10 protein-coding genes are annotated in these 12,359 nt (G+C 61.6%); 7 read left to right on the top strand and 3 right to left on the bottom strand.

What is annotated here, in order from left to right; genetic code table 11:
• Window positions 1-96: 96 nt before the first annotated feature.
• The gene (gabP, locus tag ACE3SE_RS04950) at window positions 97-1,497 is read left to right on the top strand and encodes a GABA permease (RefSeq protein ID WP_045847475.1); all 1,401 of its coding nucleotides are present in this window, start codon (window positions 97-99) and stop codon (window positions 1,495-1,497) included.
• Between the two features lie 389 nt (window positions 1,498-1,886).
• Window positions 1,887-2,552, top strand: coding sequence for an OmpA family protein (locus ACE3SE_RS04945; protein ID WP_178972460.1), 666 nt, complete (start codon window positions 1,887-1,889; stop codon window positions 2,550-2,552).
• Window positions 2,553-2,631: 79 nt separating this feature from the next.
• On the opposite strand, the gene ACE3SE_RS04940 is transcribed toward ACE3SE_RS04945, so the two are convergent.
• Window positions 2,632-3,552: a LysR family transcriptional regulator gene (locus ACE3SE_RS04940; protein WP_062787629.1), complete on the bottom strand. Its 921-nt coding sequence runs from the start codon at window positions 3,550-3,552 to the stop codon at window positions 2,632-2,634.
• A gap of 3 nt (window positions 3,553-3,555) precedes the next feature.
• On the opposite strand from ACE3SE_RS04940, the gene ACE3SE_RS04935 reads away from it, so the two are divergent.
• Genes ACE3SE_RS04935 through ACE3SE_RS04920 form a run of 4 tightly spaced genes read left to right on the top strand, consistent with a single transcriptional unit; the run spans window position 3,556 to window position 7,191 of the window.
• The gene (locus tag ACE3SE_RS04935) at window positions 3,556-3,801 is read left to right on the top strand and encodes a hypothetical protein (protein ID WP_153013237.1); all 246 of its coding nucleotides are present in this window, start codon (window positions 3,556-3,558) and stop codon (window positions 3,799-3,801) included.
• Window positions 3,802-3,859: 58 nt separating this feature from the next.
• Entirely contained in the window at window positions 3,860-5,263 is a 1,404-nt protein-coding gene (locus ACE3SE_RS04930) for an NAD(P)/FAD-dependent oxidoreductase (RefSeq protein ID WP_374554113.1), read from the top strand.
• Window positions 5,264-5,301: 38 nt separating this feature from the next.
• A complete protein-coding gene (locus ACE3SE_RS04925) occupies window positions 5,302-5,655 on the top strand; it encodes a cupin domain-containing protein (protein WP_374554112.1) in 354 nt (117 codons plus the stop codon).
• A 48-nt stretch (window positions 5,656-5,703) separates the two neighbouring features.
• Entirely contained in the window at window positions 5,704-7,191 is a 1,488-nt protein-coding gene (locus ACE3SE_RS04920) for an aldehyde dehydrogenase family protein (RefSeq protein WP_374554111.1), read from the top strand.
• 60 nt (window positions 7,192-7,251) lie between these two features.
• On the opposite strand, the gene ACE3SE_RS04915 is transcribed toward ACE3SE_RS04920, so the two are convergent.
• Both ACE3SE_RS04915 and ACE3SE_RS04910 read right to left on the bottom strand, forming a co-directional pair.
• A complete protein-coding gene (locus tag ACE3SE_RS04915; RefSeq protein ID WP_374554110.1) occupies window positions 7,252-10,347 on the bottom strand; it encodes a hybrid sensor histidine kinase/response regulator in 3,096 nt (1,031 codons plus the stop codon).
• 16 nt (window positions 10,348-10,363) lie between these two features.
• Complete coding sequence (locus ACE3SE_RS04910; RefSeq protein ID WP_374554109.1) at window positions 10,364-11,518, bottom strand: FIST signal transduction protein; 1,155 nt, start codon at window positions 11,516-11,518, stop codon at window positions 10,364-10,366.
• A gap of 380 nt (window positions 11,519-11,898) precedes the next feature.
• Here ACE3SE_RS04910 and nikR point away from each other — a divergent pair, with 380 nt between their 5' ends.
• Entirely contained in the window at window positions 11,899-12,345 is a 447-nt protein-coding gene (nikR, locus tag ACE3SE_RS04905) for a nickel-responsive transcriptional regulator NikR (protein ID WP_045847464.1), read from the top strand.
• Window positions 12,346-12,359: the final 14 nt, after the last annotated feature.

Genomic DNA, 12,359 nt, shown 5'->3' with positions numbered 1-12,359 from the left:
AGAAGTAATGTGGGTCATTTCAAAAAACATAAAACAATAAAACGACATGACTGGCGGACCTGCCCACGCGGGCTGCCGGTTTTGGGAGAATCTTTCATGAGTGCTTCATCGCAAGGCTTGAGCCACGGGCTCAAGCAACGTCACGTCACCATGCTGTCCATTGCCGGTGTGATTGGTGCCGGCCTGTTTGTGGGTTCCGGCCACGCCATCGCCGAAGCCGGTCCGGCCGTGCTGCTGGCCTATGGCATGGCAGGCCTGCTGGTGGTGCTGGTCATGCGCATGCTGGGTGAAATGGCGGTTGCCTCGCCGGATACCGGCTCGTTTTCCACCTATGCCGACCGTGCCATCGGGCACTGGGCCGGTTACATCATCGGCTGGCTGTACTGGTGGTTCTGGGTACTGGTGATTCCACTGGAAGCCAATGCCGCTGCCACCATTCTGCATGCCTGGTTTGCCAGCGTGCCGATGTGGGCCTTTGCACTGGGCATCACCATCTTGCTGACCATCACCAACCTGTTCAGCGTGAAGAACTACGGCGAGTTCGAGTTCTGGTTCGCGCTGGTGAAAGTGGTGGCCATCGTGGCCTTCCTGGCCGTGGCCGGTGCTGCCATGTTCGGCCTGATTCCGGGCAGCCAGGTCAGCGGTACTGCACGCCTGTTCGACCAGGGCGGCTTCATGCCCAAGGGCTTTGGTGCGGTGCTGGGTGCCATGCTCACCACCATGTTTACCTTCCTGGGTACCGAGATTGTCACCATTGCTGCGGCTGAATCGGACAATCCGCAGCAGCAAATCACCAAGGCCACCAACTCGGTGGTATGGCGGATCAGCCTGTTCTACCTGGGTTCCATCTTCGTGGTGACCGCCCTGGTGGCCTGGAACGACCCGCAACTGGCCGCCCTGGGTTCCTACCAGCGCACCCTGCAGCTGATCGGCATTCCCAATGCCAAGGCCATTGTTGACGTGGTGGTACTGGTGTCGGTGGCCAGCTGCCTGAACTCCGCGCTGTATACCGCCTCGCGCATGCTGTACTCGCTGTCCAGCCGTGGTGATGCCATCAAGATGTTTGGCGACATCGCGCCCAACGGCACCCCGCAAAAAGCGGTACTGGGTTCCATGGTGGTGGGCTTCATGACCGTGATTGCCAACTACCTGATGCCCAAGGAAGTGTTCGACATCCTGCTGGCCACTTCCGGCACCATCGCCCTGCTGGTGTACCTGGTGATTGCCATTTCCCAGCTGCGCATGCGTCAGCGCATGGAAGCCAATGGCGAAACCCCGGCCTTCCGCATGTGGATGTTCCCGACCCTGACCTGGATCGTGATTGTCTTTATCTGTGCCGTGGTGGTGCTGATGGCCATCCGTCCGGAACACCAGGTAGAAGTCATCAGTACCGGCCTGTTGTCGCTGGCCCTGCTGGTGGTGGGCTGGGTGCGTTCGCGCATGTATGGCACACCGTGGATGGGTTCGCGTGAAGCCAAGGTGGCCACACAGTCCTGATCAGACAGGTTTTCCGATCAAATCCCTTCCTTTGCCCTGTTCGACCCAGAGCATTACTTCCACCCCCGTCAGGGGGTTTTTTTTTATGCAGCTTCTGGCCTGAGCAGACGTGTACTTTTGCTTACACAAGGCACACGTTTGCTTACACGGCTGGTTTGTCAGCGGTTCTATAATATGAATTAATGCAAACCGATGTGTCGCAGCCTGTTTCCGACCATCAGTGAACTTGTCTGCGCCCGCACTGCCTCAGGCAAATGCATGCGACATGCCGGATGGCACCTTGCCATGCATATCCAGCCTTACGACTGCAGACGGCAATCCACCGCCTGCGGCGCGGACCCAACCCTGCCGGTGCCGTGCATGGCACGCATCGCAATGAGGAGATCACGATGAAAAACCTGATGACCACCCTGGTGGCTGTTGCCATCGCCTCGGCCAGCCTCAGCGGCTGTGCCAACATGAACGAAACCCAGCAAACCACCGGCACCGGTGCCGCCGTGGGTGCTGGTGTTGGTGCCTTGCTGGGCGCGCTGACTGCCGGTGGGCATACCGGTCGCAGCGCAGTAACCGGTGCTGCCGTGGGTGCGGCATTGGGGGCTGGTGGTGGTTATCTGTGGTCGCAGCATATGCAAAAGCAGAAAGAGGCCATGGAAAAAGCCTCGCAGGGTACTGGTGTCAGCGTGAGCCAGACCGCCGACAACCAGCTCAAGCTGAATATTCCGAGCGATGTCTCGTTTGACTCCGGCCGTTACGACATCAAGCCGAATCTGCGTCCGGTGCTGGACCGCTTTGCCACCACCCTGCAGCAAAACCCGGTCACCACCGTGCGCATTGTCGGCCATACCGACAACACCGGCAGCGATGCCATCAATAATCCGCTGTCAGTCAATCGTGCCAGCGCCACCCGCGATTACCTGGTCAGCCACGGCGTGGCTGCCAGCCGTATCAGCATCGACGGCATGGGCTCGCGTCAGCCGATTGCCGACAACAGCACCCTGGCTGGCCGTGCCGCCAACCGCCGTGTGGAAATCTTTGTCGGCGAAGCCGGCAAGTAAGCACTGAGCGAGCGCATCGCGCAGTCAGCAAAAAGCCCCCGTAAGGGGGCTTTTGCATGTCGGCCGGGCCTGGCTGGTGTCAGCTGTTACGGCTTTGCTCCAGTGCTTGCAGAAAGTATTCCAGTACCAGATTGGGGCGTCGTCCCTTGCGCATGGCCACGTTCAGCGGAATGTCGTAACAGAATTGTTGCGGATGCAAGGGCCGCATCACCCCTTGCGCCACCCAGCCGGCGGCAAAGTGATCCGGCAAAAAGCCGATATAGCCGCCGGTGAGAATCAGAAAGGCAATGCCTTCCCGGTCGGACGCGGTGGCAGTGCAGTTAAGCGCGTGGTGTTGCGCCATGGCGTCCACGGTCAGCCGGTAGTTGGGGGCGATGGCTTCGGCGCTGTGCAGCTCGTCCTGGCTGATATCGCTATCGGCGCGGGCAAAGAAGGGGTGTTCGCGGCTGCAATACAGCAGCGAGTGTTCTTCGTACAGCGGCAGGTAGTCCAGCCCGGACAGCGGGTTGATCAGCGGCACCACGCCCACGTGCAGGTGGCCGTCCTGCACGCCCAGTTCGATTTCGCTGGGGGTGGTCATGGAAATATTGATGCGCACTCCCGGCCCGCGCGCACTCAAGGACTTGAGCGCATGCGTCAGGTGCATGTGCGACTGGGTGACCAGGTTGTTGATGATGCCGATGTTCAGCTCGCCGCGCAGCTGGTGGTGCAGCTGGTTCACCTCGGTGCGGAATTCCTCGATGGCCGACAGCATGGTTTGGCTGGCGTGCAGCACGGCCCGACCTTCGTCGGTGAGGGCAAAGCCGGCCCGACCGCGCTGGCACAGGCAAATACCCAACCGCTTTTCCAGATCGCCCATGTGCAGGCTGATGGCGGAGCGGCTGATGCCCAGCACGCTTTCCGCAGCGGAAAAGCTGCCGCATTCGACTACGGTCTTGAACAGGCGCAGCAGGCGGATATCAAAATCGCTGACCTGGCCCAGGGATTTTTTTTTGCTCATCAGTTGAGTATTTTTGAAACTGAAGATAAGAAATTCGGGATTTATCTCAACATATCACCTGGTTCAAGCTATGCCAAGCAACAAGCTGCCCATGTACCAACGGGTGCCGGATGGCTGTTGCATGGTGTGGGGCTGCGCAGTGCTACCGGGCTATCCGCCATGATGTCGGCTGCGCCTTGCTGCATCTTGCTGCGCGACTTGCGTGCCAACTGCCGACATCGCATGATCGACACCACGACTGCCGGTTAACGTTGCAGCGCGGTGCATCTCCCTGTGAACTGTCCCATGCCCAAGGAATATCTGTTTTATGCCGCAAATCGTGTTTGAACGTGAGGCACCGCAACAAGAGCTGATCGATGCCGCACTGGCCGGCAGCGTCAACCGCCCGTTCTGGGGAGATGATGTGGCGCACCTGCGCCGCAGTTTCCCTCCGCTGCAAGGCAAGGCCAGCGCAGATCTGGCCATTGTCGGCGGTGGTTTTCTCGGCCTGTGGACCGCCATACTGGCCAAGGAACGTAACCCGTCGCGCTCGGTCACCCTGCTGGAAGGCCGGCAGGTGGGCTGGGCTGCGTCCGGCCGCAACGGCGGCTTTTGTGAAGCCAGCATCACCCATGGCGAGGAAAACGGTGAGCAGCGCTGGCCGGAAGAAATGCCGCAGCTGGAGGCCCTGGGCCTGCAGAATCTGGATGAAATCGAAGCCACCATCCGCCGCTACGGCATCGACTGTGACTTCGAGCGCACCGGCGTGCTGGTGGTGGCAGTGGAACCCTACCAGGACGAACAACTGCGTGGCGAAGGCTATATGGATGCCGCGCAGATCCGCGCCGAACTCAATTCGCCCACCTTCCTGTCCGGCATCTGGGAAAAAGACAGCACGGCGATGATCCATCCCGGCAAGCTGGTGCTGGAACTGGCGCGGGTGGCGGTTGAGCTGGGTGTGCAGATTCACGAACAATCCGCCGTCACCGCGCTGCACAGCCGCGGCAGCCGGGTGCGGCTGGCGACGGCGCAGGGCGAGCTGGATGCCGCCCGCGTGGTGCTGGCCACCAATGCCTTTCCCTCGCTGCTCAAGCGTTACCGCTGGCACACCATCCCGGTGTACGACTATGTGCTGATGACCGAGCCGCTCACAGCGCAACAGCTGGCGTCCATCGGCTGGCACAACCGCCAGGGCATTGCCGACATGGCCAACCAGTTTCATTACTACCGCATCACCCGCGACAACCGCATCCTGTTTGGCGGCTACGATGCCATCTACAACTTTGGCGGCAAGGTGGATGATGTCTATGACGACCGCCCGGCTTCGTTCACCCGGCTGGCCAGTCACTTCTTTACTACCTTTCCGCAACTGGCCGGGCTGCGTTTCAGCCATCGCTGGGGCGGGGCCATCGATACGTCTACCCGCTTTTGTGCCTTTTTTGCGCTGGCGCGTGGCGGCAAGGTGGCCTATGCCGCCGGTTTTACCGGCCTGGGCGTAGGGGCCACCCGCTTTGCCGCCAATGTGCTGCTGGACAAGATAGAAGGGCTGGACACACCGCGAACCCGCTTGCGCATGGTGCGCGAAATACCGCCACCGTTTCCGCCAGAGCCGCTGACCTATGTCGCCGTGCAGGCCACGCGCTGGTCGCTGAACCGGGCCGACCACAACCATGGCAAGCGCAATCTGATGCTGCGCACCATGGATGCGCTGGGCCTGGGTTTCGATTCCTGAATCCGTTCGTCCTTTTCTGACCATCCAAGGAAGCAAGCATGTCCAATCCCTTTGCCCTGCTGGCCAATCTCAGCGTGGACGCCACGCGCATTGCGCTGGAATATCGCGAAGTCCCGGCCGATCAGGTCATGAGCGGCCCCGCCCGGGTGGGCACGGCCGAGCTGGGCCAGTTGCACGGTTGCAGCATCGGCGTGTGGGAAATGTCGCCCAGTGTCACCACCGATGTGGAAGTGGACGAATTCTTCATCGTGCTGTCGGGTCAAGCCAGCGTGCAGTTTGCCGATGGCCGCCCACCGCTGGAATTGCAGCCCGGCACCGTGGGCCATCTGGCTGCCGGCACCGCCACCACCTGGGTGGTGACACAAACACTGCGCAAGATCTACATCGCCTGAGCGGCACAGACCGCCCGGCACAACAATGGCAAGGCAGGAGGAAGAAACATGGAAGTGCGCAACAACTACATCAATGGCCGTTGGCAAGCCTCGGTCAGCGGCGCTACCCGCGAAGTCATCAACCCGTCCAATGGCGAAGTGATTGCCCTGGTCACCGACAGCGTGGCCGAGGACAGCAAGCAGGCGATTGCCGCCGCGCGCCATGCTTTTGACCATGACGGCAGCTGGCGGCGCATGGCCGGGCCCAAGCGCGCCGACATGCTGCTGCGTATTGCCGATGCCATTGCCGCCCGCGCCGACGAGCTGGCGGTGATGGACACGCTGGACAATGGCAAGCCGCTGCGCGAAGCGCGCTGCGATGTGGACGATGCGGTGGCCTGTTTCCGCTATTACGCCGGGCTGATCACCAAGCCGCAGGGCGGGGTGTATGAAGTCAGCGACGGCTTTGGCCCGATGCATGCTTATTCCATGCACGAGCCAGTGGGCGTGTGCGCGCTGATCACCCCGTGGAACTACCCCTTGCTGATGGCCACCTGGAAACTGGCGCCGGCGCTGGCGGCGGGCAACTGCGTGGTGTTCAAGCCCAGCGAAATCACCCCGCTGTCAGCGGTGGCCCTGTTTGAAATTTTCGATGCCGTCGGCCTGCCTCCGGGCACCGCCAACCTGGTGCTGGGCAGCGGCCCGGCCGCCGGGCAGGAGCTGGCCGCCAGCCATGATGTGGACATGATCACCTTCACCGGCAGCACCCGCACCGGGCAAACCATTGCCGCCGCGGCAGTGGGTAACCTGAAAAAAGTGGGGCTGGAACTGGGTGGCAAGTCGCCCAACATCATCTTTGCCGATGCCGATCTGGAAGGCGCGGTGGAGTGGGCGATGATAGGCGTGTTCTTCAACCAGGGCGAAGTATGCTCGGCCGGTTCGCGCATCCTGATTGAAGAAAGCATCAAGGACCGCTTTGTCGCCCGACTGGCCGAACGCGCCAATGCCATGACCATTGCTCCGGGCATGAAGGATGCCGACATGGGCGCGATTGTGTCCGCCGCGCAGCTGGAAAAGGTGCTGGGCCATATCGAGCGCGCCAAACAGCAAGGCGCAACACTGGTATGTGGCGGCGAGCGCTATGTCGAGGGCGAGTGCGCCAACGGTTACTTCGTGCGGCCTACCATCTTCGACAATTGCACCCGCGACATGGACATCGTGCGCGAGGAAGTATTCGGCCCGGTGGTGGCCATCCAGACTTTCACCTCGGAGGCCGAAGCCATCACCATGGCCAATGACACGCCCTACGGCCTGGCTGGCGGGGTGTTCACCAGCGATGGCGCACGTGCGCTGCGGGTGGTGAAGGAAGTCCGTGCGGGCGTCACCTGGATCAACTGCTACAACCCCACTTTCAACGAAGCGCCGTGGGGCGGCTACAAGATGAGCGGCTATGGCCGCGATCTGGGCGTCAACGGCCTGCTGGAATACCAGCAGGTGAAGCAGGTGAGCATCAATCTGCAACCGGGCCTGGTGGGCTGGTATCCGCAGCGCGGCTAAACCCCGCCACGATTGACCGAACAGGGCGCTGCCAGTGTGGCCGCGCCCTTTTTGTTTGCTTCAGCCTGTTGCCTGTCGCTGGCGCAGCGCGCTTTGCAAGGCCGGGAAGGCTTGCTCCAGCTGTTGCAACAAGACGGGAATCAGCGGACTGCCCAAGTCGCTGGACAGGATTTCCAGCTGGCCGGCGGCATTCACCATGGGGCTGGCACCAAACAGCGCGGCATTGCCCTTCAGGGTATGGGCCACCCGTTTCAGGCGGGTGCTGTCTCCATCGGCCAGCGCCTGATGCAGGCTGTGCATTTCACCTGGAAAACTGTTGAGGAAACTGTCCGCCACAATGTCGACGATTTCCGCATCCTGTCGGGCCAGTGCCGCCTGATAGTCAAACGGGAAGGGCGCTGCCCTGGTGTGGCGTTGCAGCAGCTGTTGCAGGTCGGCCGCGCGCACCGGCTTGCTCAGGTAGTCGTCCATGCCGGCGGCCAGACATTGCTCACGGTCGCCCTGCAAGGCATTGGCGGTCATGGCAATGATGGGCAGGTGGCTGCCGGGTGCTTCTTGCTGACGGTAGCGCCGGGTGGCTTCCAGCCCGCCCATCACCGGCATCTGCATGTCCATCAACACCAGGTCGAACTGTTCTTGGGCCAGGACTTCCAGTGCTTGCCGGCCATCTTCGGCCAGGGTGGCCTGATGGCCCCAGCGTTGCAGCAGATTGATTGCCAGCTGCTGGTTGACCACATTGTCCTCCACCACCAGCACCCGCAAGGGCTGGCTGTCGTATTTCAGTTTGGCCGGAGGCATGCTGGTGGAGTCACTGCTGGGGGCCTCGCCCAGTGCCTGCAAGATGGTTTCCTGCAGTTCGGACTGCAACACCGGCTTGGCAATGTGGCAGCAGATGCCGGCTTGCTGATACAGCCTGCTGTCCTGTGTGCTGGCCGAGGACAGCATGATGAGCCGCGGTGCCGCTTGTAGGCCCAGTGCCTGGATGTGGCGGGCGGTGGTCAGCCCGTCCATGTCCGGCATCATGCCGTCCAGCAAGACAAAGCGGTAGGACTTGCCCGGCTGTTGCAACAGGGCCAGCGCATGGGCACCGCTGTCGGCTGTATCGACACTCACTCCCCAGTGCGCCAGGGTTTCTTGCAGGATGTCGCGGTTGATGCGGTTGTCGTCCACCACCAGTGCATGACTGCCGCGCAGCGCGTCCGGGTTCAAGGGGACCGGCAGTTGCGCTGCGGCCACGCGGGTAAAACGGATGGTGAAGTGGAAGGTGCTGCCATGTCCGGGGCGGCTTTCCAGCCACATCTGGCCATGCATCATGTCCACCAGCCGTTTGCAGATGGACAGTCCCAGACCGGTGCCGCCGTATTTGCGTGTGGTGGAACTGTCGGCCTGGACAAAGGCTTCAAAAATGCTTTCCTGCTGTTCGCGGGCAATCCCGATGCCGCTGTCGCTGACCGAAAACTTGACCACCACTTGTTCGCCTTCCTGTTCCAGCAAGGAGGCGCGCAGCAAAACTTCGCCGTGCTGGGTGAACTTGATGGCATTGGACAACAGGTTGAGCAGGATTTGCCGCAGCCGGCCCGCATCGCCCAGCAATACCGGCGGAATGTCCGGGGCCATGCGGCAGGCCAATTCCAGGCCTTTTTGTTCGGCATGCATGGCCATGTTCCTGACCGTACTGGCCAGCATGCTTTCCAGCCCGAAGGCGGTCTGGTCAATCACCATCTTGCCCGCTTCCAGCTTGGAAAAATCCAGGATGTCGTTGATGACGGTGAGCAACGCTTCGGTGGAGGATTTCACCACATCCAGGTATTCACGCTGCTCCCGGTTCAGCTCGGTATCCAGCGCCAGTTCGGTCATGCCCAGAATGCCGTTCATCGGCGTGCGGATTTCATGGCTCATATTGGCCAGGAATTCGCTCTTGGCGCGGTTGGCGGCCTCGGCCACTTCGCGGGCCTGACGCGATTCCCGTGCCAGCAGTTTGAGTTCGGTAATGTCGGCAATGGTGCCGATCAGCCCGGCAATGCTGCCATCGGGCCGGGTGAGGGTGGCCTTGTGGATGATGCCGTAACGTACCGTGCCATCCTGGTGCTGCAGGGTGGTTTCATAGCTTTGGCGCGACACTTCGTTCAGCAGCTCGCGGTCGCGCTGCTGGTGGTAGCTGGCCAGCTCCGCATCCAGCAGGTGTTCCGAGGTTTTGCCCAGGAAGTCTTCCCGCCGGATACCAAACAGTTCGGCAAAGGCGCGGTTCATCAGCTGATAGCGCAGGTCCGGCCCTTTGACATACACCGGCATCGGCATGGCTTCCACCAGTTCCTCGACAAAGTGCAGTTGCTCTTGCAGGCGCACGGTGGCCTGATGCCGGGCGGTGATGTCGGTACGGATGGCGACAAATTGCTCGGGCTCCCCATGCTCGTCGGCAAAGGGCACGATGGTGGCGGCCACCCAGTACAGGCTGCCATCCTTGGCGCGGTTGCGGATTTCTCCGGTCCACACTTTGCCGGCGCGAATGGTGCGCCACATTTCGGCAAAGAAGGCCGGTGAGTGCAGGCCGGAATTCACCAGATTATGGTTGCGCCCGATCAGCTCTTCCCGCTGGTAGCCACTGATCTCACAGAATTTGTCATTGGCATAGCTGATATTGCCGTAGCGGTCGGTAATGCTGACGATGGCGTGCTGGTCCAGCGCAAACTTCTGGTTCTCCAGTGCCTGCCGGGCCTGGCGGATGGCCTGCTGGCCATGCTGGCGGTAGGCCACCAGTGCGGAGACGACATTGATCAGCCCTTCCAGATCGTCCTCTGGCTGTGCGCTGTCTGGCTGGCCGGTTTCCTTGCGCAGCAGGCGAATGGTGTCTTGCAGGCGGGCAATGGCCTGCTCGCGCTTGCCCAGTTCCGCCTGCAGGCGCTGGTTGGCCTCGCCCAGCTCGGCCGAGCTCAGTTCCAGGCTGCGGCTGCGCAGGCTGATGTCGCGGTCTTGCTGGCTGTAGCTGTCGCCCACTCTTTGCAGCAAGCCGGTAAAGCCGCGCAGGGCGGTGGCGATGGTCGGGTCGGTGTCTGCCAGCCCGGCCAGCCGCTCAAAGCCGTCCAGCACCTGTTGCAGGCTGGTTTCATCGGCAATGCCCATGGTGCGCCTGAGCTGGCGTAGCAGTGTGTTTTGCATGCCTGTCCTGCTGATTTCAATCTGTTTGCGCGATTTCACGCAGGGTGGTGATGGTCATGGTCTGGTTGTGCAGCCGGCTGGGCTGCCCCACGGCAAAGGGGCTGATTTCGCCATTGGAATAAAAACCGGCCAGCACCATCTGGCTGCCCAGTACGTCGGCCACGGCTTCCACTTCTTCATCCACCCGGTCGCCCATCACCAGCTTGCGTCCCACACAGGATACCAGCAGCGCCAGGCTGTCTTGATGGCCTGCTCCGCTGAGGCGGGCGGCACTGGCAGACTGCTCCGCCCCGCGCACCAGGCTGTCGGTACCGGCATGCATCAGTTTCAGCTGGCTGCCGCTGGCCAGTTCACCGGCCAGGGTCAGGCTGCCATCCTGTTCGTTCATGCCCAGAATGGTGCGAATCACGCCCTGGTCTTCGCCGCTGCGTCCCAGCATGGCAAACGGAAACAGCAAGCCGCTGCCGGGCAGGCCGCTGGCGTATTCACCCAGATAGCGCTTGTACACTTCCAGCGCGGGTGCGCCATCCAGTTCGTACAGAATGTTCTGCTGGCAGCGACTGACCTGCCGTGCCGGGCCAAACGTGGTCCAGCCACCGCAGGAGCCATGTCCCACTTGCAACTGTCGTCCGTACAGGCCGACGGCCACCAGCTGGTGATCGCTCCAGCCGGACTGATGCAGGGTGAAGGTCTCGCAGAAACGGCCATTATCGGCAGCCATGCCGCCCACCACCGGAACGGTATCGCCCAGTACCTGTTGCAGGCCATCCAGCAGGGCGGTGCCGTTGATATGGGTGCCGGGTGCCAGCAGCAAAAGCAGTTGCAAGTCATCCGCCTGCAAGGCCGTGGCCAGCCGTTGGCCTGCTGCCAGTGAATCCTGCATGTCGTCTAGCAGGGTGGTGGCACTGGCCACGCGGGTGTGGTCAAAGTGGATGGCCGTCAGTACGGCGCTGCCTTCTTCCACGCCCTGGCTGGCAATCTCGCCTGCGGTCGAACAGCCCAGCACCACACAGCCGGGCAAGGCCGCTGCCAGGCTGGAGAGCAAGGCTCCCCCGTCAAAATAGTCGGGCGCGGCAAACACCAGCAGCAGCTGTGGTGCCAGCGTTTGCAGGGCGGCAAGCTGGTTGGGTACTGGCTGGTCATGATGGAAGCTAAGCTGCCGTATCTGCATGATGTGCTCTTGGCTGGGAGTTGGCCTGTCTTTGATTCTGGGCCATGGACGGGCAATGGCAAGGTGGATGTATCGTGATGGACTATCGCAGCATTTGCGCCAAGCCGACATGACAATTGTCATGTCGGGCTTGGTAAAGCTCAGCGAGCCTTCGTAAAGACGGCGAGGCTCCCTTTCAGGGAAAGGGCGGGGGGATTGGGATTCGATGGACAGGCTGCGGAATCAATCACTGGGTCGAAAGGCCCGGCTTGGCCGGGTCCGGTAGAATCGCACCAAATCACTTTGTCAGCAGCCTGAGATGACAATTGTCATGTCTGGCCTGGTAAACCCCAAACCGCCTTGGTCTGCTATGCTGCGACACGGATTTTGTGGAGACAGGCATGCAAAGACTCACCATTTCGCTGAGCGACGAGCTGGCACAGGCATTTGACGAATGGATGACCCGGCGCGGTTACAGCAGCCGGTCCGAGGCGGTGCGCGACATGCTGCGCCGCGAGCTGGGCGAGGACAATCTGGCCAGCGAGCAGGGCGGCCCCTGCGTGGCGGTGCTCAGCTATGTGTTTGATCATCACGAGCGGCAACTGTCCGCCCGGCTGACCGGCTTGCAGCACGACCACCACGACCTGGCGGTGGCTACCATGCACGCCCACATCAGTCATGAAGACTGTATCGAAACGGTAATCCTGCGCGGCGACAGTGGCGAGGTGGAAAGCTTTGCCCGTTCGGTGATTGCCGAAACCGGGGTGCGCCACGGCCAGGTGCAGCTGATTCCGGTCAAGCCTTCAGCCAGCACGGGCCTGGGCTATCGCAAGAAATCCGGCCGCTGATCCAGTTCTTGCCT

It is taken from the genome of Aquitalea pelogenes (assembly GCF_041914625.1).
GTDB lineage: Bacteria > Pseudomonadota > Gammaproteobacteria > Burkholderiales > Chromobacteriaceae > Aquitalea > Aquitalea pelogenes.
This window is presented reverse-complemented; position numbering and strand designations above follow the sequence as displayed.